Annotated in this window: 23 protein-coding genes; 19 read left to right on the plus strand and 4 right to left on the minus strand. The window is 70.5% G+C overall.

What is annotated here, in order from left to right; genetic code table 11:
• Nucleotides 1-39 precede the first annotated feature (39 nt).
• From ACUKCB_RS02160 to ACUKCB_RS02180, 5 genes are all read left to right on the plus strand, one after another.
• On the plus strand, nucleotides 40-900 hold the full coding sequence (locus ACUKCB_RS02160) for a MetQ/NlpA family ABC transporter substrate-binding protein (RefSeq protein ID WP_473038763.1): 861 nt from the start codon (nucleotides 40-42) through the stop codon (nucleotides 898-900).
• 178 nt (nucleotides 901-1,078) lie between these two features.
• Nucleotides 1,079-2,476: a GH1 family beta-glucosidase gene (locus ACUKCB_RS02165; RefSeq protein WP_473038764.1), complete on the plus strand. Its 1,398-nt coding sequence runs from the start codon at nucleotides 1,079-1,081 to the stop codon at nucleotides 2,474-2,476.
• A 128-nt stretch (nucleotides 2,477-2,604) separates the two neighbouring features.
• Complete coding sequence (locus ACUKCB_RS02170) at nucleotides 2,605-3,636, plus strand: LacI family DNA-binding transcriptional regulator (protein WP_473038765.1); 1,032 nt, start codon at nucleotides 2,605-2,607, stop codon at nucleotides 3,634-3,636.
• 121 nt (nucleotides 3,637-3,757) lie between these two features.
• The gene (locus tag ACUKCB_RS02175; protein ID WP_192733318.1) at nucleotides 3,758-3,982 is read left to right on the plus strand and encodes a hypothetical protein; all 225 of its coding nucleotides are present in this window, start codon (nucleotides 3,758-3,760) and stop codon (nucleotides 3,980-3,982) included.
• Nucleotides 3,983-4,034: 52 nt separating this feature from the next.
• On the plus strand, nucleotides 4,035-4,700 hold the full coding sequence (locus ACUKCB_RS02180) for a hypothetical protein (protein WP_473038766.1): 666 nt from the start codon (nucleotides 4,035-4,037) through the stop codon (nucleotides 4,698-4,700).
• Nucleotides 4,701-4,740: 40 nt separating this feature from the next.
• Here the strand turns inward: ACUKCB_RS02180 and ACUKCB_RS02185 are convergent, their stop codons facing one another.
• Nucleotides 4,741-6,102 (minus strand): D-alanyl-D-alanine carboxypeptidase family protein, encoded by a 1,362-nt coding sequence (locus ACUKCB_RS02185; protein WP_473038767.1) that lies wholly within the window; start codon nucleotides 6,100-6,102, stop codon nucleotides 4,741-4,743.
• 577 nt (nucleotides 6,103-6,679) lie between these two features.
• Between ACUKCB_RS02185 and ACUKCB_RS02190 the strand changes: the two genes are divergently transcribed.
• From ACUKCB_RS02190 to ACUKCB_RS02250, 13 genes are all read left to right on the plus strand, one after another.
• On the plus strand, nucleotides 6,680-9,928 hold the full coding sequence (locus ACUKCB_RS02190; protein ID WP_473038768.1) for a sensor histidine kinase: 3,249 nt from the start codon (nucleotides 6,680-6,682) through the stop codon (nucleotides 9,926-9,928).
• 232 nt (nucleotides 9,929-10,160) lie between these two features.
• Nucleotides 10,161-10,562 (plus strand): roadblock/LC7 domain-containing protein, encoded by a 402-nt coding sequence (locus ACUKCB_RS02195; RefSeq protein WP_014909276.1) that lies wholly within the window; start codon nucleotides 10,161-10,163, stop codon nucleotides 10,560-10,562.
• Between the two features lie 98 nt (nucleotides 10,563-10,660).
• Nucleotides 10,661-11,077, plus strand: coding sequence for a DUF742 domain-containing protein (locus ACUKCB_RS02200; protein ID WP_225942487.1), 417 nt, complete (start codon nucleotides 10,661-10,663; stop codon nucleotides 11,075-11,077).
• 34 nt (nucleotides 11,078-11,111) lie between these two features.
• Entirely contained in the window at nucleotides 11,112-11,708 is a 597-nt protein-coding gene (locus ACUKCB_RS02205; RefSeq protein WP_191272466.1) for a GTP-binding protein, read from the plus strand.
• Nucleotides 11,709-11,816: 108 nt separating this feature from the next.
• On the plus strand, nucleotides 11,817-13,601 hold the full coding sequence (locus ACUKCB_RS02210; protein ID WP_473038769.1) for a DUF885 domain-containing protein: 1,785 nt from the start codon (nucleotides 11,817-11,819) through the stop codon (nucleotides 13,599-13,601).
• 141 nt (nucleotides 13,602-13,742) lie between these two features.
• Nucleotides 13,743-14,315 (plus strand): HIT family protein, encoded by a 573-nt coding sequence (locus tag ACUKCB_RS02215; protein WP_473038770.1) that lies wholly within the window; start codon nucleotides 13,743-13,745, stop codon nucleotides 14,313-14,315.
• Between the two features lie 118 nt (nucleotides 14,316-14,433).
• Nucleotides 14,434-15,057 carry a phosphatidylinositol phosphate synthase gene (gene pgsA / locus ACUKCB_RS02220; RefSeq protein WP_473040894.1) on the plus strand — a complete coding sequence of 208 codons (624 nt, stop codon included), beginning with the start codon at nucleotides 14,434-14,436 and terminating at the stop codon, nucleotides 15,055-15,057.
• Between the two features lie 59 nt (nucleotides 15,058-15,116).
• On the plus strand, nucleotides 15,117-16,061 hold the full coding sequence (locus tag ACUKCB_RS02225; RefSeq protein WP_473038771.1) for a phosphatidylinositol mannoside acyltransferase: 945 nt from the start codon (nucleotides 15,117-15,119) through the stop codon (nucleotides 16,059-16,061).
• A 188-nt stretch (nucleotides 16,062-16,249) separates the two neighbouring features.
• Nucleotides 16,250-17,461, plus strand: coding sequence for a glycosyltransferase family 4 protein (locus tag ACUKCB_RS02230; protein ID WP_473038772.1), 1,212 nt, complete (start codon nucleotides 16,250-16,252; stop codon nucleotides 17,459-17,461).
• Nucleotides 17,462-17,478: 17 nt separating this feature from the next.
• Nucleotides 17,479-17,982 (plus strand): hypothetical protein, encoded by a 504-nt coding sequence (locus ACUKCB_RS02235; protein ID WP_473038773.1) that lies wholly within the window; start codon nucleotides 17,479-17,481, stop codon nucleotides 17,980-17,982.
• A 260-nt stretch (nucleotides 17,983-18,242) separates the two neighbouring features.
• Nucleotides 18,243-19,154 (plus strand): pyridoxal 5'-phosphate synthase lyase subunit PdxS, encoded by a 912-nt coding sequence (pdxS, locus tag ACUKCB_RS02240; protein ID WP_191272455.1) that lies wholly within the window; start codon nucleotides 18,243-18,245, stop codon nucleotides 19,152-19,154.
• A 102-nt stretch (nucleotides 19,155-19,256) separates the two neighbouring features.
• Nucleotides 19,257-19,865 carry a pyridoxal 5'-phosphate synthase glutaminase subunit PdxT gene (gene pdxT / locus ACUKCB_RS02245; protein WP_473038774.1) on the plus strand — a complete coding sequence of 203 codons (609 nt, stop codon included), beginning with the start codon at nucleotides 19,257-19,259 and terminating at the stop codon, nucleotides 19,863-19,865.
• Nucleotides 19,862-20,608 carry a YebC/PmpR family DNA-binding transcriptional regulator gene (locus ACUKCB_RS02250; protein WP_473038775.1) on the plus strand — a complete coding sequence of 249 codons (747 nt, stop codon included), beginning with the start codon at nucleotides 19,862-19,864 and terminating at the stop codon, nucleotides 20,606-20,608. Before pdxT ends, ACUKCB_RS02250 begins: the two co-directional genes overlap by 4 nt.
• A 330-nt stretch (nucleotides 20,609-20,938) precedes the next feature.
• Here ACUKCB_RS02250 and ACUKCB_RS02255 read toward each other — a convergent pair whose 3' ends face one another.
• The 3 genes from ACUKCB_RS02255 to ACUKCB_RS02265 form a co-directional block, all read right to left on the minus strand.
• Nucleotides 20,939-21,160 (minus strand): hypothetical protein, encoded by a 222-nt coding sequence (locus ACUKCB_RS02255; protein ID WP_473038776.1) that lies wholly within the window; start codon nucleotides 21,158-21,160, stop codon nucleotides 20,939-20,941.
• Entirely contained in the window at nucleotides 21,160-21,723 is a 564-nt protein-coding gene (locus tag ACUKCB_RS02260; protein WP_473038777.1) for a hypothetical protein, read from the minus strand. The genes ACUKCB_RS02255 and ACUKCB_RS02260 overlap by 1 nt, the downstream gene beginning before the upstream one ends.
• 62 nt (nucleotides 21,724-21,785) lie before the next feature.
• Entirely contained in the window at nucleotides 21,786-22,397 is a 612-nt protein-coding gene (locus ACUKCB_RS02265; RefSeq protein WP_473038778.1) for a PrsW family glutamic-type intramembrane protease, read from the minus strand.
• A 571-nt stretch (nucleotides 22,398-22,968) separates the two neighbouring features.
• On the opposite strand from ACUKCB_RS02265, the gene ACUKCB_RS02270 reads away from it, so the two are divergent.
• Nucleotides 22,969-23,448, plus strand: coding sequence for a DUF4282 domain-containing protein (locus ACUKCB_RS02270; RefSeq protein WP_473038779.1), 480 nt, complete (start codon nucleotides 22,969-22,971; stop codon nucleotides 23,446-23,448).
• Nucleotides 23,449-23,491 lie beyond the last annotated feature (43 nt).

Here is a 23,491-nt window from a genome sequence, read left to right on the forward strand (position 1 = left end):
CCCACGGAGTTGTCCGGATCGAATGGCAAGGAGACAGCGATGACAGGGAGTGCGAACGTACTGCGGGGGGTCGCGGCGGCCGGTGCCGCGGCGGTGCTGCTCGCGGGTTGCGGTAGCCCCAGCGAGCGGGCCTCCGAGAACGGCGGAGGCGACGACGGCCTGGTGACGTTGCGGGTCGGCGCCACCCCGCTGCCGCACGCGGAGATTCTGGAGTTCGTCAACGACGAGCTGGCGGCCGAGGCAGGTCTGGCCGTCGAGGTGGTCGAGTACACCGACTACAACCAGCCGAACGCGGCGCTGGCCGAGGGCGAGCTGGACGCCAACTACTACCAGACGGTCCCGTTCCTGGAGGAGTACCTCGAGGGCAACCCGGGGGCCGACCTGTCCTACGTGGCGGACGTGCACCTGGAGGCGTTCGGCCTGTACTCCGAGGGCGTGCAGGACCTGGAGGGCCTGCCCGAGGGCGCGGACATCGCGGTGCCCAACGACTCCTCGAACATGGACCGGGCCCTGCGGCTCCTGGAGGCGCAGGACGTGATCACCCTGGCGGAGGGCACCGAGGGACAGGCCGCCGTGGCCGACATCGAGGACAACCCGCTCGGCGTCACGGTCACCCCGGTGGAGGCGGCCCAGCTACCGCGCTCCCTTCAGGACGTGGACGCGGCGGTGGTGAACGGCAACTACGCGCTGGAGGCCGACCTTCCCGAGACGGCGAACGCGCTGGCGTGGGAGGAGACCGAGGACAACCCGTACGCCAACGGCCTTGTGGTGCGCTCGGAGGACGTGGAGTCCGAGGACCTTGTGCGGCTCAACGACCTGCTGCACAGCCCCGAGGTGACCGACTTCATGGAGGAGCGCTGGCAGGGCATCGTGATCCCGGTCGGTGAGGTGCAGGAGTAGTTTCGCCGCCGCGCACGGTCCCGGGGCGCCCCGGGACCGTGCGCGCAGAGGGCACCCTCGGTAACGGTTGGGTTTCGGGCGGGCTTCGATCCGTTGACTTGGCGGTGGGGGTCTGATTCGGTACTGGGAGCGCTCCCAAAGCGATATCCGCTCGTCATGGAAGGTGCGTACCGAAGCAGTGAGCAACCCCAACGATTTCCCCGAGGGCTTCCTCTGGGGGGCGGCAACCGCCTCCTTCCAGATCGAGGGCGCCACCACCGCCGACGGCCGGGGCCGCAGCATCTGGGACACCTTCGCCGATACCCCCGGCAAGGTCCTCAACGGGGACACCGGCGACCCCGCCGACGACCACTACCACCGCTACGCCGAGGACGTCGCCCTGATGCGCCGACTCAACCTCGGCGCCTACCGCTTCTCCGTCGCCTGGCCCCGGATCATCCCCGAGGGCACCGGCGCGGTGAACCAGGCCGGGCTGGACTTCTACGACCGCCTGGTCGACAGCCTCCTGGAGGCGGGCGTCCAACCCTGGGCGACCCTCTACCACTGGGACCTGCCCCAACCCCTGGAGGACGCCGGCGGCTGGCCCGCCCGGGACACCGCCCACCGCTTCGCCGAGTACGCCAGGGTCGTCGCCGACGCCCTCGGCGACCGGGTCGCCCACTGGATGACCATCAACGAGCCCTGGTGCTCGGCCTTCCTCGGCTACGAGAACGGCCACCACGCCCCCGGCCGCAGGGACGCCGCGGCGGCCCTGGCCGCCACCCACCACCTGCTGCTCGGCCACGGCCTGGCCACCGAGGCGATCCGTTCCACCGGGCACACCGCCAAGGTCGGTCTGGCCCACAACCAGGCGGTCATCCGGCCGCACGGGGCCAACGCCGCGGACGCCCGCGCGGCCCGCCGCGCGGACGGCGTGCGCAACCGCATCTTCACCGACCCCCTGTTCAAGGGCGCCTACCCCGCCGACGTGGTGGAGGACCTCGCCGACATCAGCGACTTCTCCTTCGTCCAGGAGGGGGACCTGGACACGATCGGCGCGCCGATCGACTTCCTGGGCGTCAACTACTACTCGCCCGAGTTCGTCGCGGGCTCCGCCAAGGGGATCGACCCCGCCCTGGTCAGCGGGGAGGGCGAGGCCTGGTTGGGCGCCGGACCCGAGGAGGTGCACGTCTCCCAGGGGCTGCCCGTCACCCACATGGGCTGGGAGATCGACCCCACCGGCCTGTACGACGTCCTCCAGCGACTGGCGGGGGAGAGCGGTGGCATCGACCTGTACGTGACCGAGAACGGCTGCGCCTTCGAGGACACCGTCAGCGAGGACGGGGCCGTCCACGACCCCGACCGCACCTCCTACTACGAGGGCCATCTGAGGGCCGCCAAGGAGGCCATCCACGCCGGTGTGCCCCTGCGTGGTTACTTCGCCTGGTCGCTTCTGGATAATTTCGAGTGGGCGTGGGGTTACTCCCGCCGGTTCGGGATCGTGCACGTGAACTACGAGACGCAGGAGCGCATCGTCAAGGACACTGGGCACTGGTACGCGGAACTGGCGAGGACCAGCCGCTTCCCAGTGCGGTAGACCACGAGTGCTCGTGGGGCGCCCCGTCGGGGGCGCCCCACACGCGTTCGTGGTGAACCCCGCGCGACCGTGTGCACAACCATCCGCCGTCCGGTCAGCCGGCGGCACAACGTCCAAGGAGCCTCGAAGTGGCCAAGAGCGGCGGTCGGCAGCGACCGACCCTGGAGATGGTGGCGGAACGGGCCGGGGTCGGCCGCGGTACCGTCTCCCGGGTGATCAACGGATCGTCCCAGGTCAGTCCACGGACCCGAGAGGCCGTGCACACCGCGATCGAGGAACTGGGGTACAGCCCCAACCAGGCGGCGCGCACCCTGGTCACCCGACGGACCGACACCATCGCGCTGGTCGTCTCCGAGGCCAGGGACCGCCTGTTCGCGGACCCCTTCTTCGCCGACATCATCCGCGGGGTCAGTTCGGTACTGCACGAGCGGGACCTCCAACTCATGCTGACCACCGCCCGGGGGGAGGCCGAGCACAAGCGGGTGGGCGAGTACCTCAGCGGCTCGCACGTCGACGGCGCCCTCCTGGTGTCCCTGCACCGGGACGACCCCCTGACGGCGCGGCTGGCCGAGTCCGGCGTACCGGTGGTGCACGGCGGCCGCCCCTACTCCGAGGCCCAGCCCGCGCCCTTCTGCGTCGACATCGACAACGTCAACGGCGCCCGCGCGGCCACCGCGCACCTGCTGGAGACCGGGCACCGCAGGGTGGCCACCATCACCGGTCCCCAGGACATGAACGCCGGCGTCGAGCGGCTCCGCGGCTACCGCGAAAGCATGGCCGCAGCCGGGCGGGAGATCGACGAACGCCTCGTCGTTCAGGGCGACTTCAGCGTCGAGGGAGGCGCCCGGGCCATGGCCCGCCTGCTGGACCGGGGCGGCGAGCCCGATGCGGTCTTCGTCGCCTCCGACATGATGGCCGTCGGCGCGGTCCGCGTTCTGCGCGAGCGTGGTCTGGCCGTGCCCGACGACATCGCCCTGGTCGGGTTCGACGACACCATGATGGGACGGCACACCGACCCGCCGCTGACCACCGTCCACCAACCCACCGTCCAGATGGGCCAGGAGATGGCGCGGCTGCTCGTGGACGTGGCGATCCCCCGCACGGCCGAGTCCGAGATGGTCCTGCTCCAGACCCACATGGTGGTGCGGGACTCGGGCTGAGGCCGGTACCCGGTACCCGACACATCCACTGACCCGGACGTTTGCCCCACGGTTACCTCTGGACGCACGTGTGCCGCCTGTGCCAGGCTGGTCGCGATTTCGCGGGAGACGGTGGGGGCGCATGGATCCGACGCGGGAACCGACACACACCAGGTGCGCGATCTCCGCGTGCGGATGGTGCGACCGGGACGGTGTCGACTGCCGGTTCTGTTCCGGAACGGGGTGGTGGCGGCCGGAGCAGCCGCACCGGGACGGCAGCGGGGTGATCGTCTGGCTCCGGGTCGACGAGCCCTGCCGGGGCTGTGCCGGGACCGGTAAGGAGCACAGCCCCGTCGTCGCGTCCTAGAGCGCCGCCGGCCACCTCCTGCGCCCGCATCTGTGAAGAGGGAGTAGGAACATTGCGCTGGGTCACCTACCTGTCGCCGAGCGGCGGCGGCGCGCGTGCCGGCGCCCTGGACGACGGTGACGTGATGGGCAGCCCCGAAGGGGCGAGCCTCGACGAGCTGTTGGCCGGCGGACACCGAGCCCTGACCGCCGCGTACGAGCGGGCGGTGGAGGGCGCGATCGAGATCATCGTCGAACCCGAGGCGCGCACGTGCGCCCCGGTCACGCCCTCGGTCCCGGTCCCGGTGCGGATGGGGGAGCAGGAGCTCCAGGTCCATCCGGAGCTGGTGTGGGGCGTCGACGACCCCGTACCGCCCGAGGCGAGGACGGCCTGCGTGGGGGTGGCGGCGCTGGCCGGGGGAGAGGGGCCCGCGAGCGCCTACACCCCGGCCTGCCTGTGGCTGGACGAGACCGGCCTGGCCGTCCAGCTGAGTCTGGGCCCCGTCCTGACCACCGCCGACGAGGTGGCCGGACGGACGGTGGAGTTGAGCACCTCGGTGGACGGGAAGGAGAACGGGCGCGGCCTGGCCGACCCCGGCCACGGTTGGCTGCTCGCGGGACCCGGAAGGGTCCGGGCCCTGCTGCCGGTCGCCACCCCGGTGCTGCAGCCCGGTGACGAGCTGTTCGTCGACGCGGGGGAGCTGGGCACCTTCGAGGTCAGGGTCGGATCCCAGGTCTGACCGGCCGTTCCGGACGCCCCCGTCCGGCCGTTCGCCGGGTTCAGCGGGTGAACTCCCAGTGCCAGGGCTCGAAGCCGTCCCGGGCCCAGTCGGGGTTGTCCCAGCCGTACGCGGGCCCGTTGTCGAGCATCCATCGGTGCTCGGCCGTGCCGAGCTCGTGCACACCGCCGCACAGGTCCACGGCGACACCGAGCCCGTGCGCGCTGGTCCCGGGCCGGGCCGCCATACCGGGCAGCATCTCCTGGAAGAGCCGCACCTGCTCGTGGTAGGGCCGGTAGGAGTCGGTGACACACATCGGCCGGTCGAACTCGGACCGGAAGGCCCCGTCGAGTTCGATGAAGGCCGCTGCGGCGTCGGCGCGCAGCCGCTCGCCCGGCTGGGGCAGGGGACACAGCGCCGCCTCGGGGAGTCGGCCGTTCGGTGGGCCACCGAGGTCGCCCCGGGCGCAACCGTTGTCCGTGCGCGCCTCGTCCACGTCGGCCGGGGTCTTCCCGGCGCCGGACCCCTCGGCTTCCGGTACTGCCCGTGCCGTGTCCGGTGGAGCCGATTCCGCAGTCCGTTCCTGCTCGGCCGGGGCGGCCGCGCGCGCATCGGTGAGGGTCTCCTCCAGGCGCTCCTCGTCGAGCTCCCGGTCCCGGGAGCCGGCCAGTTCCTCCTCCAGCAGGGTCTGCTGCCGCAGCAGCTCCTCGGCCCGCTCCTCCTGCTCGGTGATGGCCTCCAGCGCCGCCTCGCGGGCGGACTCCGCGGATTCGGCGACCTCGGCCTGTTGCTGTTCCGCGGTCCCGGCGGCCTCGGCGAGCGCGTCCGTGGCGACCCGCGCGGCCTGCGCCCGGGTGAGGTCGGCCGAACGGTGCTCGCCGAGCAGGAAGAGGTAGGAACCGCGCTCCAGGACCTCCGCGGGCCCCTCGGGGCCGGTCCAGGCGTGCACCATGCCCAGGTCGGCGCCCTTGTAGGCGCTCGCGGCCTGGCGGGCCGCGCTCAGCCGGCTGCTCTCGTGGTCCTCCTCGGCGCTTCGCGCGCGCGAGTCGGCCTCCTGCCGGACCTCGGTGAGCTCGTCGAGGCGTTCCTTCTCCTCCTCGTAGTCCCGGATCCGCTCCACCGCGAGCTCCCGCAGCGAGGCCACCTCCGCGCGTGCCGACGCCAGCTCCACGCGCAGCTCGTCCGGACCCCGCTCGGCCAGGACCGCGGGGCCTTCCCCGTCCTCGGGGCCGCCCCCGGAGGCGACCCGGGCGGTGCCGGGCGCGGCGTAGGTGAGTACGAACAGCAGTGCGACGCCCAGTGGGAGCAGGGAGTTGACCGAAATGCCGGAGACCCTGCTGGACTTCCGTGAACTGGGCAGAAGTCCTTCGGTGACATGAGTGTTGCTTTGTGTAGTCAGATGTGGGCGCAGCGAGGTGTGCATTTCCGCTTCCCCCTCAGGACCTGCGTGTACGTCGTTTCACGATGTCACGGAGAGTGGGTCTTGAGGGAGAAGCTGGCGGTGTGTCCAAATAGTTACCTCGATGTCTGCCCGGTTTTCGGTCCCCCTGTCTGACCTGGGGGATTGGTCATAATGCGGACAGGGACGGCATTATGGGCGCGGGCCAACCAAGATGATCTTGCCGATCGACGCCAAACGCCCGAAGCGAGACCTTCTCGCCCATTGGTACGCTATCCACCGCACGCGCACCTCAACAGTGATCGGTGCGCGGCGCCTCTCCTCCCAGGCGAGTCCGGCGGACAGTCTTTACATCTCCCCACATTCCCACCGCTTCCTGTATCTGGTGGACCACTGTGGTCTATACCGATTTTCGGTCCGGAGCGGTCCGATCCCTGGGTTCAACAGCCGTTCGAGGCGGTGACACGAAAGGTTGCGAGGGTCCGTGTCGACACGAGCGACGAAAAACGGGGCCAGCGCGCAGAGCGAGGCAGCGCAGGCCGATAACGCCGATGCCACGCCCCGGCGCAGAGCCAATTGGTGGCGGCCACGTAACTGGCGGGTGCGCTCCCGACTGGTGGCCCTCATCGTCATCCCCACCGCCGTTGCGCTGGCGCTCGGCGGGCTGAGGGTCTACGAGGCTTCGGTCTCCACGGTCACCCACGCCCATATCGAGGACAGAGCCCAGGTGGGCGTCCTCATCGTGGACCTGGCCAACCAACTCGGCCGTGAGCGCACGGCCAGCGCGGTCTACATCTCCGACGACGCGGACCCGGGCAAGCGCTCGGACGACCTCCGCCAGGAGCTGGAGACCGAGCGGGACGCCTCGCGCGACCTGCAGAGCACCCTGACCGCCCGTCTCGACGACATGGGCGAGATGGACGGCGACCTGGCGCAGACCCGTCTGTCCGCGATGCGCAGCCAGCTCGCCACACTCGAGGCGCTGCGAACCGAGGTCGACGAGACCCGCATCACGGTCCTGCCCGTGGTCACCAAGTACCGGACGATCGCCCGAGCGCTCTCCGACTTCAACCAGACGATCGCGGACGAGACCGACGACACCCAGCTGCGGGAGGGCGTCCGGGCCCTCACCGCCCTGTCGAACGCTCGTGACCAGCTCTCCTACGAGACCGCGCTGATGGGGCACTCGCTGTCCCGCGACACGATGACCGGCGGTATCTCCGAGGCCATCGACTCCAGCCGGGCCCGCTACGAGAACGAGATCTCGAACTTCATCCAGGCGGCCTCCCCGGAGCAGCGGGCGGTCTTCGACGAGAACTTCACCGGTCTGGAGGTCAGCCAGGTCTCCACCATGCGTATGCGCGTCATGTACCGCGCCGACCGTGGTGACGACCTGACCAACGTGACGCCCAACGACGGCCCCGAGGACTACGCGGCCATCGCCGACGTCGCCCTCGACCGCCTCCAGACGGTCGAGTCGACCCTGGCCGAGGGCATCGCCGACGACGCCAACGAGCTGCGCGCCGAGTCCCTGACCCGTACCGTGATCGACCTCGTCATCGTCGCGGCTCTGCTGCTGGCCGTCTTCGTCCTCACCTCCCTCGTGGTCCGCTCCCTGGTGCGCCCGCTGCGCACCCTGGAGGACGGTGCGCGCCGCGTCGCCGAACGCGACCTCCCCGAGGCGATCAACCGGATGCAGGAGGCCGGAACCGTCCCCGAGTCCGTCCGGGTCAGCCCCATCGAGGTGCACACCCACGACGAGATCGGCGAGGTGGCACGAGCCTTCGACGACGTCCACCGGGTCGCCCTGACCCTGGCCTCCGACGAGGCCGCGCTGCGCAGCAACGTCAACGCGATGTTCGTCAACCTCTCCCGCCGAAGCCAGACCCTGGTGGAACGGCAGCTGCGTCTGATCGACGGTCTGGAGCAGTCCGAGCAGGACGCGGACCGCCTCTCCGACCTCTTCCAGCTGGACCACCTCGCCACGCGTATGCGTCGCAACAACGAGAACCTGCTGGTGCTGTCCGGCCAGGACAACACCCGCAAGTGGGCCCAGCCCGTCCCGCTGGTCGACGTCCTCCGCGGCGCCGTCTCCGAGGTCGAGCAGTACGAGCGCGTCAACGTGCGCGCCCCCTCCCACATCTCGGTGCTCGGACGACCGGTCAACGACGTCATCCACCTCGTCGCCGAGCTGGTGGAGAACGCCACCTCGTTCTCCCCGCACGACACCGAGGTCCAGGTCGGGGCCAAGATCCTGGACAGCGGTGCCGTCCAGGTCGACGTGACCGACAGCGGCATCGGCATGGCCCCGGAGGACCTGGCGGCGGTCAACGCCCGTCTGGCCGCTCCGCCGGTCATCGACGTCGCGGTCTCGCGCCGCATGGGCCTGTTCGTGGTCTCGCGCCTGGCACACCGCCACGGCATCCGGATGAGTCTGAAGGAGGCGCACGGGGGCGGTACCACCGCCAGCGTCGTCTTCCCGCCGGACCTGCTCATCACCCCGGTCGAGGGCCAGCACGCCCTGGGCGGGGTGGACAGCCGGCCCGAGCTCGCCGCCGGGGCCCCGGACACCTTCGCCGAGGCGGAGGCGGCCTTCGCCGCCAGCCCGGCGGCCGACGAGCCGAACGACCCCTGGCAGACCCAGGAGAGCGGCACCGCCGTCAGCGACATGGGCGGCCTGCCCAAGCGCAGGCCGGGGGGCGGTCGTTCGGAGGAGCACCCGCCCAGCGGTCAGGACCTGTGGAACACCACCAGCACCGGTTCGGTCTGGGACCCGCCCAACCGGGCCGAGGGGGTCTCGCCCAACAACGGGGCCGCCGCCAACGGCCCCGGCCCGGTCGTGGACCCCTACGACGTGCCGGAGGAGGACGAGCCGGAGCAGAGCACCGGCCGTAGCCTGTTCGACCCGGCGCCCCGGAAGACCTCCGACACCGGTTCGTTCAGCGCTCCGGACACCGGATCGTTCAACGCCCCGGACACCGGTGCGTTCCGCCGCCCCTCCGACACGGGAGCGTTCAGCCGACCCGCGCCGGACACGGGGGCCTTCCGTCGGCCCACCGAGGCCGAACGCCAGGAGAGGGACTCCTACGACGCGTTCGGTTCCGGTGCCGGCACCAGTGCCCCGCGGACCGGGTCCTTCGACAACAGCTCCTTCAACAGTGGCCCCGCCGGCGCCCGGGAGAGCCAGCCGGCCCCGGCCCGCGGAGACGACAGCACCGAAACCTTCCCGGCCGTCTCCTGGGACACCGGAGCCCAGCAGCCCCAGCAGCCCAACCCCAACGAAACGGGGAACTGGCGGTCCGGGAGCAACGACTCCCGGGAGGGGTACGGCTCCACGGCCTACCTCTCGCGCCGCTACGGCGGAGCCCAGGGCCCGAACAACACCGTCGTCCCGCCGACCCCGGCGGGCGAGGGCGCCGACTCGCTGCCGATCTTCGACGCGATCGAGTCCAACTGGTTCAAGCGCCGCTCCGGCGGTCCCACCGTGGACACCACCGAGACCGGTCCGATCCAGCAGGTGTCCTCCCAGGGGGCGCAGAGCCCCCGCAGGGAGCCCGTTCAGCAGCCCGACCCGAACCCGAGGTCGGAGCAGGAGTGGGACTCCGCGGCGGACCGCGGCTGGCAGGCCGCGCGGACCGCGGCCGAACCGCTCGCGGGCGGCCTGACGACCTCGGGCTTGCCAAAACGGGTTCCCAAGGCAAACCTTGTCCCAGGGACCGCACCCAAGCCGGAGAACTTCAAGCAGATGCCCACCCGTAGCGCGGACCGTGTCCGGAACCGTTTCTCGGGCTTCCAGAAGGGTGTCCGTGACGGTCGGAACCGGCTTGGCGACAGTTCGACGGAGGAGTGAGCCAAGTGGCCAGTGGTGGGACGGGGTCCCCCTTATTCGCGGAAGCTGGATGCAATAGCATCTACCGAGCTTCTCGGACGCACCACACCCATCGCTTGACGAGAGCGGAACACCAGACTCCCGGCCACCCCCGCGGGAGGGGCCGGGCAGTTCGCAGAGGCAGTGCTGTCACATGCCGTGCCGGCGGTAGCAGTGCCAAAAGATCGACCGGCGAACTTGGACAGGAGATCAGATGAGTCGACAGGTGAATGAACTCAACTGGTTGATCACTGACTTTGCGGACCGGGTCCCTGACGTGGCCCATGCGATCGTCGTCTCCTCTGACGGCCTTCCGTTGGCTTCGTCCGCGGGATTCCCGGCCGACCGGGCCGACCAGTTGGCCGCAATCGCCTCTGGTCTGTCCAGCCTGACGCAGGGCGCGGCCCGGGTGTTCGAGGGTGGAGCGGTCGCCCAGACCGTCGTGGAGATGGAGCGGGGGCTGATGCTCATCATGGCCATCAGTGACGGCTCCTGCCTCGCGGTCCTTGCGGCGGCCGAAAGCGACCTGGGTCTGGTCGCGTACGAGATGACCCTGCTCGTCGAGCGGGCGGGGCGGGCGCTGACACCAACGGCGCGCACCTCGGGAATCCACTGATCCACCACCGACAGGAGGAAGTGGTGGCACCTCACAGTAGAGATGCCGGGAGCGCCTCGTGGTTCGGTCAACAGCCGGGCAACCCCCCCACGGGAGGGATGCCGGCGGTGCCGGGCGGCGGAGATGTTCCTCGACCAATCCAACAACCGTATGACCAACGACCCGCGCCGGGCAGCGCACCCAGTTCGCTGGTGCGTCCCTACGCGGTCACCAAGGGCCGCACCAAGCCGAAGTCCCAGCTTCCCCTGGAAGCGCTGATCTCGGCGACGGCGGCGGCTCGGAACGAGTCAGGGACGCTGACACCTGAATGGCAGGCGATCAGCGACCTGTGCCGGGAATGGCGATCCGTGGCGGAGATCTCCGCGCTGTTGCGGATGCCGCTCGGCGTGGCGCGGGTGCTTGTGGCGGACATGTCCGAGCAGGGACTGGTCCAGATCAGGTCTTCGCTCAACAACGATGCTCGCCCCAACACCAACCTGCTTGAAAGGGTGCTCAGTGGACTTCGCAAGCTCTAGCCCAGCCGAGGAAGGCGGTGCTGGGGGGAACGCGATGACGTCGGTCAAGATCGTCGTCGCCGGGGGCTTCGGTGTCGGGAAGACGACATTCGTTGGCTCTGTCTCCGAGATCGTGCCGCTGACGACCGAGGCGGTCATGACCAGCGCCAGCGTCGGGGTGGACGACCTCGCCAAGACGCCGGACAAGCAGACCACCACCGTCGCGATGGACTTCGGCCGTGTCTCCCTCGACTCCGACCTGATCCTGTACCTGTTCGGCACCCCCGGACAGCACCGGTTCTGGTTCATGTGGGACGACCTGGTCAAGGGTGCCATCGGTGCCGTCGTGCTGGTGGACACACGTCGTCTGGCCGACTGCTTCCCAGCGATCGACTACTTCGAGGAGGCGCGTCTCCCCTTCATCGTCGCGATCAACGGGTTCGACGGCTACTACCCCCACGCCGCCGACGAGGTCCGGGATGCGCTCACGCTCAGCCCGGAGATCCCCATCGTCCAGGTGGACGCCCGTGACAAGGCCTCCACCAAGTCGACGCTCATCACCCTCGTCGAACACGCGATCACGGTGGGGGACCCCGAGGGCGCGGCCGGGCAGCAGCCCACCTCAACCGGAGGTCAGAACTCCTGGCGCTGACCAGGACCTGATCCGGGCCGGGGTCCCGCACAGAGCACGGCCCGGTTCCCGCCAAGCGGGAACCGGGCGTCCGTGCTGTCATGCTGCGGGGGCCGGCATCATGGCGGGATGAGCTCTTCCTCCCACGAGATGACCCGACGGTTCCGCGAGGTGGCCGAGCGGGTGCTCGACGCGCTCCTGGCCCAGTCCCCGGAACGGGCGCTGGAACTGGGGGATCCCCGGGGCGCCCACCGGCTGACCGACCACTCGGTGGAGGCCGATGCCCGCCGCGTCGCGGTCCTCACCGACGCGCTCGGTTCCCTGGACGAGATCGACCCCGACCTCATCCCCGCGGACGACCTGGTGGACCTGGAGATGCTCCGGACCAGGGTCAGCGCGGACCTGTGGCACACCACCGAACTGCGCCCGCACACCTGGGACCCGCTCCACCACTCGCCGGGCGAGGCCGTACACGCGCTCCTGGAGCGTGACACCCTCCCCGTCCCCGAACGCCTGGAGGCCTTGACCGCGCGCTGCGCGGCCCTGCCCGCCTACCTGGACACGGCGCGCACCCGCCTGTCGGAGGGGCCCGGGATGCCCCGCGTGCACGTGGAGACCGCTCTGGGGCAGCTCAGGGGCGCCCGCGCGATGCTCACCGACGACCTGCCCGCCCTGGCCGCCCGGCACCCCGGGGCGAGCGCCGGGCTCGAACCCGCACGCGAGGCCGCCCTGGCCGCTCTGGACGAGTACGCCTCCTGGCTGCGGATCGAGGCCGAGTTCGCCACCGCCGACCCCCGCCTGGGCGCACGCCGGTTCGCCGCCCAGCTCTGGTACACCCTCGACTCCGAACTCTCACCGGAAGCCCTGCTGGTACGCGCCGAGAGCGACCTGCTGGCCACGGAGGAGGCGATCGCGGAGACGGCCGCCGAGTACGCGGGAGAACCCCGCCGCGCCGGACAGGTCGCCGAGGTGCTGTCCGGCCTGGCCGACGAGTACGCCCTCGGCGCCGACGGGGTCGCCCCGGTGTGTACCGACTCCCTGGAGCACCTCCGCTCCCGGGTCCGGGAGCTGGACCTGGCCACGGTGTACGACGATCCGGTGCGCGTCATTCCGATGCCCGAGTCCCGCCGCGGCGTGGCGGTCGCCTACTGCGACCCTCCCGGACCGCTCGACCCGAACGCGCCCGACCGTCCCCTACCGGACCCCTCGGACGAACGCCTCCGGCGTCAGCCCACGCCCGCCCGTCTCCCGCCGCCACCCTCGAACGAACGCCTCCGGCGTCAGCCCACCTTTATTGCGGTGGCCCCGCCACCCGAGGACTGGCCCGCCGAACGCCAGGCCTCCTTCCTGCGCGAGTACAACGCGGGCATGCTGCGCAACCTGATGGCCCACGAGGCGATGCCCGGGCACGCCCTCCAGCTCGCCCACGCCGCCCGCCGCCGGGGCCACACCCGGGTGCGGTCGGTGCTCGGCAGCGGCACCTTCGTCGAGGGCTGGGCGGTCCACGCGGAGGAGGTCCTCGCCGGGCACGGGTGGACAGGGGACTCCGGCCCCACGGCCCGCCGCGCCAACCTGGCGCTGCGCCTGGTCCAGCTCAAGATGCGGCTGCGCGCCATCCTCAACGCCATCCTGGACGTGCGCGTGCACGCCGGAGACCTCACCGAGGCCGAGGCGATCTCCCTGCTGACCGAACGCGGCCACCAGGAGGAGGGCGAGGCGGCCGGCAAGTGGCGGCGTGCACTGCTCACCAGCGCCCAGCTGTCCTCCTACTACGTCGGTTACGCCGAGGTCTCCGACATCGTCCGTGACCTGGCCCGGGAACGCCCCGGCGCGCCGCTGGGCCGGATCCACGACGCCGTGCTCGCCCACGGCAGCCCCTCCCCGCGCCACCTGCGGACCCTGCTCGGGCTCTGACCCGTCCGCCCCGGGCTGTGGGCGGGGAGCCTCCGTGCTCTCCGCCACCCCGGCCGACCGCCCTCCGGTGTTTTTCCCACCCGGCGCTTCTATGCTGGGACCCGCAGCACGAAACAGTCATGCGACGAAACGGACGAGCCCATGCGCGGTGCCGACAGCGAGTCCGGGAGCGGCACGAACCCTCCCGGGCCGGGAACCGGGGAACCCGACGGTTACGAGCGGCTCTGGACCCCGCACCGCATGGCCTACATCAAGGGGGAGGGCAGGCCCACCGGTCCCGGGGCCGGGGACGACTGTCCCTTCTGCCGGGCACCGGGCCTGACGGACCAGGAAGGGCTCGTGGTCGCCCGTGGCAAGTCGGCCTACGCGGTCCTCAACCTCTACCCCTACAACAGCGGCCACCTGCTGGTGTGCCCCTACCGGCACGTCTGGGAGTACACCTCGCTGGACGAGGACGAAACCGCGGAGGTCGCAGCACTCACCCAGGCGGGGATCCACGCGCTCACCGAGGCGTACCGCCCGCAGGGCTTCAACGTCGGCATGAACCTCGGTACCGTTGCCGGTGCCGGGATCGCCGCCCACCTCCACCAGCACGTCGTGCCCCGGTGGGGCGGCGACGCCAACTTCATGCCCGTGATCGGCCAGACCAAGGTCCTGCCCGAGATGTTGGAACAGACCCGGGCCAAGCTGGCCGAACACTGGCCCGGGGAGTGACGCGGAGCCCCCGACCCACGCCCCGGGGCCAACGCCGCCCCCAGAGGGTGCGGTTCCCACCCCCACGACCGTCTCCGCCCTACGATCACAAGAAGACATGCTGAGAATCCTTCGCCCCTTGATCTCCCGGGTCACCTCTCCGCTCGGCCGGAGCCTGGCCCGCCTCGGCCTGACACCGAACATCGTCACCCTCATCGGTGCCGCCGGCGTCGTCGTCAGCGCCCTCTACTTCTACCCGCGCGGCCAGCTCTACGCGGGCTCGGTGGTCATCACCGTCTTCGCCCTCTTCGACATGCTCGACGGTGCGGTCGCCCGGGCCAACGACAGCGCCAGCGCCTTCGGCGCCTTCCTCGACTCCAGCCTCGACCGGGTCGCCGACGCCGCGATCCTCGCCGGACTCATGTGGTGGTTCATGGGCGGGGGCAACGACCCCCTGCTCGCCGGACTCACCCTGTTCTGCCTGATCAGCGGCTTCATGGTCTCCTACATCAAGGCACGCGCGGAGGGTCTGGGCGTCAACTGCGACGTCGGCGTGGCCGAACGCACCGAACGCCTGATCATCGTGCTGGTGGCGGTCGGGCTGAGTGAGTTCGGAGTGCCCTACATCCTCGCCGGCGGCCTCTGGCTCCTGGCGGGGATGAGCCTGCTCACCGTCCTCCAGCGCCTCGTGGAGACGCGGGCCCGCCTCAACGGCCCCGACCACACCGGGGACGAGGACAGGCGGACCAGCAACGGGGCCTGAGGCCACCGCCGCCGGCACCGGAACGACAGCACCACCGAGTACGAGGACAGGGACACGAAGTGGACGAACGCATGGCCGACCTGGCCTACTCGGCCGGGTGGACACTGGTCCGCCGCTCACCCGAGAAGGCGGGCCGGGCGGTGTTCCGGCGGCTGGCGGACCGGTCCTGGCGGACCCATGACGGCGCCACCCGGGGACTGGAGCGCAACCTGCGCAGGCTGCTCGGCCCGCACGCGGGCGACGCCCAGCTGCGTGCCCTGTCCAGGGCCGGGATGCGTTCCTACATGCGTTACTACTACGAGATGTTCCGTCTGCCCGCGATGGGCCGCGAACACGTCCTCGCCAACACCCGCCAGAGCGGTATCGAGGTCCTGGAGGAGCACATCCGCTCCGGGCGCGGGGTCGTGGCGGCCCTGCCGCACATGGGGAACTGGGACCACGCCGGGGCGTGGATCGCGGCCCGCGGTACCCCGCTGACCACCGTCGCCCAGCGCCTGAGCCCCGAAAGCCTCTTCCAACGGTTCACCTCCTACCGGGAGTCCCTGGGCATGGAGGTACTGCCGCTGACCGGCGGTAGCGCCAACACCGTCGGGACGCTGGCCCGGCGTCTGCGCGAGGGTGGGCTGGTCTGCCTGCTCGCCGACCGCGACATCAGCGGCACCGGCCTCGAGGTGGACTTCTTCGGGGAGAAGGCGCGCATGCCCTCCGGCCCCGCAGCACTGGCCCTGAACACCGGGGCCGCCCTGATGCCGGTCTCCCTCTGGTACGACGGCCCGCACTGGAACATCCGCGTTCACGACGAGATCCCCGTCGCCGCCGGTGCCAGCCGCTCCGCGCGGATCCAGGACACCACCCAGGAGCTCGCCCGGGTGTTCGAGGGCGCCATCGCCGAGCACCCCGAGGACTGGCACATGCTCCAGGCGGTCTTCAGCGCCGATCACGAGGCCGACCGGGCCCGCCACCGCGAGGCCGAGGCCGCGGAGTGGGAGGTCCGGGAACGGTGACGGCGACACGAAGACCGGGAGGGGCTGCGCCGGAGGTGTCCGTTGAGGGTGGCGGTGGGCGACGAGAGGTGAGGGCTGCGCCGGAGGTGTCCGTTGAGGGTGGCGGTGGGCGACGAGAGGTGAGGGCTGCGCCGGAGGTGTCCGTTGAGGGTGGCGGTGGGCGACGAGAGGTGAGGGCTGCGCCGGAGGTGTCCGTTGAGGGTGGCGGTGGGCGACGGGTGGGCATCGTGTGCCCCTACGCCTGGGACGTACCGGGCGGGGTCCAACAGCACGTCGGAGACCTCGCTGAGACGCTGATCCGGATGGGGCACGAGGTCTCGGTGCTGGCCCCGGTCGGCGACCCCGGACACAGGCTCCCCGACTACCTCGTTCCGGCGGGCCGTCCCGTCCCGGTGCCCTACAACGGTTCCGTGGCCAGGCTCAGTTTCGGCCCACGCACGGCGTCCCGGGTCCGCAGATGGATCGCCGAGGGTGACTTCGACGTCCTGCACATCCACGAACCCGCCGCGCCCAGCGTCTCCCTCCTGGCGTGCTGGGCGGCGGACGGGCCCCTCGTCGCGACCTTCCACACCTCGAACCCGCGCTCACGCGCCATGTCCGCGACCTCCACCGCCCTGCGGTCGGCCCTGGAGAAGATCAACGCGCGTGTGGCGGTCTCCGAGGCGGCCCGGCGCACGCTGGTCGAACACGTGGGCGGCGACGCCGTGCTCATCCCCAACGGTGTGTCCGTCCGACGCTTCGAGCAGGCCGAACCGCTGCCGGGATGGCCTGGCCGGGGAGGCTCGATCGGTTTCCTGGGGCGTCTGGACGAACCCCGCAAGGGGTTGGCCACCCTGCTGGCGGCCTTCACCCGGATGGCCCCGCACCGGCCCGGGCTGCGCCTGCTCGTCGCCGGTCCGGGCGAACCCGATCTGTCCGGGGTCCCCGAGAACCTGCGCGAACGCGTGGTCCTCCTCGGCCGGATCGACGACGCCGACAAGGCCCGCGCCTACCACTCCGCGGACGTCTTCTGCGCACCCAACCTGGGCGGGGAGAGCTTCGGTATCGTCCTGACCGAGGCGATGGCCGCGGGCGCCGCCATCGTCGCCAGCGACATCCCCGCCTTCGCCGCGGTCCTCGCGGGCGGCGGGGCCGGGGACCTCTTCCGTGCGGGCGACCCCGACCACCTGGCAGAGCGCGCCGGAGCCCTGCTGGACTCCCCCGGACGCCGAGCCGACCTGTCCGAGGCGGCCCGTAAGGCGGTGCGCGCCTACGACTGGGAGACCGTCGCCGCCGATATCGCCCACGTCTACGAGACCGTCCTGATGGGGGACGGCCGTGACGGGGAGCGCCCCGGCGGTGTGCGGGTGGACAGCGGAAGCAGGGCCGCCGCCCTGCTGCGGCGGGGTGAACGGCCCTGATCGAGGACGTCCGCTTCGTGGCCCTGGTCGCCGCGATCCTGCTGGTACTGGTTCTGCTGGGTTTCTACCTGTCCTGGCGGGCCACCAGGCTCGACCGGCTCCACCACCGGGTGGAGACCGCGCGTGCCGCTCTCGACGCGGCCCTCCTGCGCAGGGCCGCGGCCGTCCTGGACCTGGCGGCGACCGACGGCCTCGATCCCGCAGTGGCCCGGTCCCTGGCGGACGCGGCCAACAGTGCGCGCCGTGCCGGGGAACGGGGCCGGGAGCTCGCGGAGAGCGAACTGTCCCGAACCCTGCGCGGTGCCCTGGACGGTTCGGAACCGCCCGACGCCCTGGCCCCGCACCTGGACGAGGTGGCGGTCGCCGCACGCGGTGTACACCTGGCCCGCGTCTTCCACAACGACGCCGTCGCCGACACCCGCCGGGCCCGCCGCTCCCGCCTGGTCCGACTTCTGCGCCTGGCCGGAACCGCCGGCCTGCCGGAGTACTTCGAGATGGACGACCGGCCGCCCCGGCGCTGACGGCGGCCCTCCGGCGCCAGCCTGGCGCAGGGCGAACAGCCCAAACTCCGATCTGGCCAAACGTTCCCAAAAGGGTGGAACTAGGATAGGAGGCTGGTCGACCAGGGTGCGCGGCGCCGCCGGTGTCCGCGAACCCACGTGCGACGCCACCGAGCCCGCTGCCCGGAACACGAACCAGGCCGTGTTCACACGGGAGGCAGTACCTCTCCGAAGAACGGGGCCTGGCCCCACACCAGCAGAAGAAACGGGAGCCCACCACCGTGGCCACCAACGCATCGAACACCTCCGACAACGCCGTCGGTACCCAGCGCGTCAAGCGAGGCATGGCCGAGCAGCTCAAGAACGGCGTCATCATGGACGTCGTCACGCCGGAGCAGGCCAAGATCGCCGAGGACGCCGGTGCCGTCGCGGTCATGGCCCTGGAGCGCGTGCCCGCCGACATCCGCAAGGACGGCGGCGTCGCCCGCATGTCCGACCCGGACATGATCGACGGCATCGTCGAGGCCGTCTCCATCCCGGTCATGGCCAAGGTCCGCATCGGCCACTTCGTCGAGGCCCAGGTCCTGGAGTCCCTCGGCGTGGACTTCATCGACGAGTCCGAGGTCCTCACCCCGGCCGACGAGGCCTACCACATCGACAAGTGGGCGTTCACCGTTCCCTTCGTCTGCGGCGCCACCAACCTCGGTGAGGCCCTGCGCCGGATCGCCGAGGGTGCGGCGATGATCCGCTCCAAGGGCGAGGCCGGCACCGGCAACGTCGTCGAGGCCACCCGCCACATGCGCTCCATCAACGGAGAGATCAAGCGCCTGGGCACCCTGGACGAGCCCGAGCTGTTCGGCGCCGCCAAGGAGCTGCGCGCCCCCTACGAGATCGTCAAGGAGGTCGCGGGCCTGGGCAAGCTGCCCGTGCCGCTGTTCTCCGCCGGTGGTGTGGCCACCCCCGCCGACGCCGCGCTGATGCGCCAGCTGGGCGCCCAGAGCGTGTTCGTCGGCTCGGGCATCTTCAAGTCCGGTGACCCGGCCAGGCGCGCCGACGCCATCGTGCAGGCCACCCTGCACTACGAGGACCCCGCCGTGATCGCCCGCGTCTCGCGCGGCCTGGGCGAGGCCATGGTCGGAATCAACCTGGACGAGCTGTCCGAATCCGAGCGCTACGCCGGTCGCGGCTGGTAGCAGCCAGGCAGCCGGCGGTTCGCGACGGGCGGCGGGTCAGGCACCCGCCGCCCACCCGGCCCGCCCACCCAGCAGCCAGTCCCACAACGAGTGAGGTCGTACTTGACCGCCAGACCCACCATCGGTGTCCTCGCCCTCCAGGGGGACGTCGCCGAACACATGCATGTCCTGGAGGACCTGGGCGCGCACACCGCGAAGGTGCTCTCCGTCGACCAGCTCGACGCCGTCGACGGCCTGGTCATCCCCGGCGGGGAATCCACCACCATGTCCAAGCTGGCCGTCCGGTACGGCCTGTTGGACCCGTTGCGCAAACACGTCGCGGCAGGTATGCCCGTCTACGGGACGTGCGCGGGAATGATCATGCTGGCCGACCGCGTTCTGGGTGGCACGGCCGACCAGCAGACCGTCGGCGGCATCGACATGACGGTGCGCCGCAACGCCTTCGGGCGCCAGACCGAGTCCTTCGAGGCCGGAGTGCGGATCGACGGTATCGGTACGGACCCCTTCGACGCGGTGTTCATCCGTGCCCCCTGGGTGGAGTCGGTCGGCCCCGGGGTCACGGTCCTCGGGAGCGTCCCCGGCCCTGACGAGGCCGGTAGGATCGTCGCGGTACGACAGGGCGGCCTGATGGCGACGTCCTTCCATCCCGAACTCACCGACGACGCGCGCGTTCACCGCCTCTTCGTCGACATCGTGAAAGGACTCGAATGAGCGGCCACTCCAAGTGGGCCACCACCAAGCACAAGAAAGCCGTCATCGATGCCAAGCGCAGCAAGCTCTTCGCCAAGCTGATCAAGAACGTCGAGGTGGCCGCGCGTACCGGTGGTGGGGACCCCGAAGGGAACCCGACGCTCTTCGACGCCATCCAGAAGGCGAAGAAGAACTCGGTGCCCGCCGACAACATCGAGCGCGCCCGCAAGCGCGGCTCCGGTGAGGAGGCCGGCGGAGCCGAGTGGCAGACCATCATGTACGAGGGCTACGCCCCCGGCGGTGTGGCGCTGCTCGTGGAGTGCCTCACCGACAACCGCAACCGCGCCGCCTCCGAGGTGCGTGTCGCGGTCACCCGCAACGGCGGCAACATGGCCGACGCCGGTTCGGTGTCGTACCTGTTCAACCGTAAGGGTGTCGTGATCGTGCCCAAGGAGGGCACCACCGAGGACGAGGTGACCCTCGCGGTCCTGGAGGCCGGCGCCGAAGAGGTCGAGGACCTCGGCGAGGTCTTCGAGATCGTTTGCGAGGCCACCGACCTCGTCGAGGTCCGCACCGCCCTCCAGGAGGCCGGGATCGAGTACGACTCCGCGGACTCCAGCTTCCTGCCGACCATGGAGGTCCCGGTCGACGCCGAGGCCGCCAAGAAGGTCATGCGGGTGGTGGACGTGCTGGAGGACTCCGACGACGTCCAGAACGTCTACACCAACGCCGACATCCCCGACGAGGTCATGGCCGAGCTGTAGGGCCCGGTACCCGAACGGGATCACACGTCGACGCCTGTGGCCGCACCCCGACGGGGGCGCGGCCACAGGCGTGCGTGCCGTGGGTCCCCAGAAAAGCTCCGGAGCGCGTCGCACCGCCGCACCGGTTCCCCGGTTCGGATCATCCGCCATTTGTGGGCCCGCACCCTTGCCCGCAGCACTCGGGAACGGTGCCGTACACCACCTCTCCCGTGCGAAAACGTAACCCGGACACGTCGCCTACGTGAACCACGCCCGTAGGCCGACAGAAGAGCACCGGCCCGGGCAGGGCAGTGATCTGCAAGACGTCGATCACTTCGAGTGTCACACCGGTCATGGCCGACCCAGTTCGCTCCAGAGCTCGGTGAGGCCGCGTTCCCGCATGAAAAGCCCGAACTGGTAGTACTCGTCAGTGGGGATCGACGCTTCTGCCGGCCAGACCGCTTCGCATTCGTCACGGAGCCAGATGAGTTCCCCGGTGCCGAGTATGCGGTACTGCTCGATCAGTCCGTTTCCGTAGCAGAGACGGCACGAATATCTGTTCAGGTTGTTCATCAGGTGCTCCTGTAGAAGGGGAAAGCGGTCACGATGTTTGAAGTGCCCCGATCCACGACGATCCGGATGTGGTTCTCCCCCCGGGTACCGACCACACTGTTCATGTCGATCTCGTAGACCTCACGGACGTGTTGGATCTGAACAGGTCGGCCGCGTCTGTGCCAAGCCGGATCCACCAGCTCCAGGGCCCTCTTTCCGTCGCCACCGGTGCGGAAGACACTGTGGTTGGGCTTGGCCGGGTTCCTGCTGGGAAACCCGTGTGCGAGTACGTGTCCGAGGCGATGCCCCTCAGCCGCCCCAGGCCGGTGGACCAGCCCCGCCGGACTTCGGTACCGGTTGCCCGGAAGGCGTTGGAATCCTCGGGGAAGGGACCGTGGACCGTAGCGCAGATAGCCGCGCCCAAGCCCGAGGACGGCCGCCGCGTAGAGCAGATCGGCGGGGGTGCCGTAGCGGATGGTATTGGCGAGCTCCCTGCCGCTGGCTGCGATGCCCGCGCCGAGGGTGCCCCAGCCCAGCGCCGCCCAGAACCCCACCCCGGGAATGAGCATGAGCGCGGCGGTCACACCCGCCACGATCAGCGCCTGCTGGGCCGGGTTGAGCGAGCTCCACCAGTTTCCGAGCGCCTCTAGCTGCTGGGCCAGGAATACGGGATCGTCGCTGGGGACAGCGCCTGGCCCGTGGACCAGAGCACGGGGCCGAAGCGGCGGGCGAAGCCGATACCGACCCCGACCAGGGCCGTCCACACACCGTGCCCTGCCATCTCGGTGATCCCCCCGCCGCCGAACACGTAGGCGGGCAGGACCCCGGTCGTGTAGCCGCCGGGGAAGACGGTGAACGGCGAGTAGTCGTGACCGGCCGCGTCCTCGAAGCTGAAGGCCTCCAGGAGGCCTCGGTCGCCCGATCCGGTTACCGCGCGGGCGACGTCCTCGGTCAGGCCGAACCCGACACCGCAGGCGGCCCCCAGCAGGAGGTGGTCGGCGACTCCGAAGCGCTGGGCCCGGTTCCGGGCGAACAGGATGAGCGCCAACAGCGGGACGAGTTCGAGTGTCTCCTCGGTCGGTCCGGCCACCCAGACACCGGCCTCGAAGGACGTGCCGACCCAGCCGAAAGGCGCCATGACGATCTTCTGGACCGCGTAGATGACCGGGGCCCACAGCGCCGCGACGACCACCATGGTGAAGTAGGACCTCAGGCCCACTCCGCGGGACCGCAGTAGAAGGGCGAGCTGGAGCCCCATGGTGAAGACGCCGAGGTAGACCGGCAGAGCGGTCCGGCTCTCGGGGATGAGCAGCAGGTTGAGCAGGATGAGCGGGATAGCCGACCAGGTGAGGAGGTTGAGCGCCCGGCGCAGTGTCCGGGTGGTGCGGGGGAAGGTGCCGACCAGCCGGTCCCGGAGGAGGATCAGGTGCTCAGCCGGGTCCAGCGGTGGTTCGGGGGTATGACCGGCCCATCCTGGTCCGTGCCGGGGAGGCGGGGGTGTCCAGTGGGTGGAGAGCCCCGGGAGGGAGGGGATATGAATCGCTCACAATGGTGCAGGGGAGGCGCACGCATTGTGGCGGAGGTGCCACTCGTTTGTGGGGAATGTGTCCGAAGAAGGCCAACCGCGAACTTTTACTCTCACCGGTCAGTCAAAGGGCGGGCATATGTGAACGCGTACCCGAGCCTGTTCTTCCTTTCTTCACGGCAAGGCCGGGGCGGGAACCGGTACGCGAGTGCCTGGATGAGTACAGTACCTGGTGGCTGCCGCCTGTTCTCGGACGGCGGCGCGGACACATCCGACGAAACCCGGCAATGAGGAAAGTACAGCCATGAGCAATCCCCCGGAATACCCCCACGATCCCTCGCAGCAGCCCTACGGACAGCAGCCACAGCAGCCCTACCAGCAGCCCCAGTCCGGCGGCTACCCTGGGTCGGCCTCCGGCGGGCAGTACTACCAGCAGCCCGGGGGTTCGCCCCAGCAGCCCCAGGGCGGCTACGCCCAGCCCGCGTCCACCGGGTTCTTCGGCGCGCTCTTCGACTTCTCCTTCCGGGAGTTCGTCACCACCCGGATCATCAAGATCCTCTTCATCCTGTGGCTGGTCCTGATCGGGTTCTGGTTCATCGGCGGGCTGGTCGCCGCCATCGCGATGATGAGCGAGGCCTTCTTCGCCGGGTTCCTCACACTGCTCGGCGTCCTGGTCGGCACCGCGATCTCCGTGCTGGTGAGCCGGGTGGTCCTCGAACTGCTCATCGTGGTCTTCCGCATCAGTGAGGACCTCACCGCCATCCGCCGGCGGGGCGGCATGTAGGACTCCGGGGCGGCGCCGCACCGCCGCCCCGCCACCGGGCGGC

This window comes from Nocardiopsis moroccensis, assembly GCF_055763695.1.

What these genes read in the sequence shown, in the direction of transcription:
- ACUKCB_RS02205 (WP_191272466.1), top strand. Translation starts at nt 11,112, where the DNA reads ATGACGTCGGTCAAGATCGTCGTCGCCGGGGGCTTCGGTGTCGGGAAG.
- ACUKCB_RS02255 (WP_473038776.1), bottom strand. Translation starts at nt 21,160, where the DNA reads ATGAACAACCTGAACAGATATTCGTGCCGTCTCTGCTACGGAAACGGA.
- ACUKCB_RS02175 (WP_192733318.1), top strand. Translation starts at nt 3,758, where the DNA reads ATGGATCCGACGCGGGAACCGACACACACCAGGTGCGCGATCTCCGCG.
- ACUKCB_RS02195 (WP_014909276.1), top strand. Translation starts at nt 10,161, where the DNA reads ATGAGTCGACAGGTGAATGAACTCAACTGGTTGATCACTGACTTTGCG.
- ACUKCB_RS02200 (WP_225942487.1), top strand. Translation starts at nt 10,661, where the DNA reads ATGCCGGCGGTGCCGGGCGGCGGAGATGTTCCTCGACCAATCCAACAA.
- ACUKCB_RS02215 (WP_473038770.1), top strand. Translation starts at nt 13,743, where the DNA reads ATGCGCGGTGCCGACAGCGAGTCCGGGAGCGGCACGAACCCTCCCGGG.
- ACUKCB_RS02185 (WP_473038767.1), bottom strand. Translation starts at nt 6,102, where the DNA reads ATGCACACCTCGCTGCGCCCACATCTGACTACACAAAGCAACACTCAT.
- ACUKCB_RS02160 (WP_473038763.1), top strand. Translation starts at nt 40, where the DNA reads ATGACAGGGAGTGCGAACGTACTGCGGGGGGTCGCGGCGGCCGGTGCC.
- ACUKCB_RS02265 (WP_473038778.1), bottom strand. Translation starts at nt 22,397, where the DNA reads ATGGGGCTCCAGCTCGCCCTTCTACTGCGGTCCCGCGGAGTGGGCCTG.
- ACUKCB_RS02270 (WP_473038779.1), top strand. Translation starts at nt 22,969, where the DNA reads ATGAGCAATCCCCCGGAATACCCCCACGATCCCTCGCAGCAGCCCTAC.
- ACUKCB_RS02210 (WP_473038769.1), top strand. Translation starts at nt 11,817, where the DNA reads ATGAGCTCTTCCTCCCACGAGATGACCCGACGGTTCCGCGAGGTGGCC.
- ACUKCB_RS02250 (WP_473038775.1), top strand. Translation starts at nt 19,862, where the DNA reads ATGAGCGGCCACTCCAAGTGGGCCACCACCAAGCACAAGAAAGCCGTC.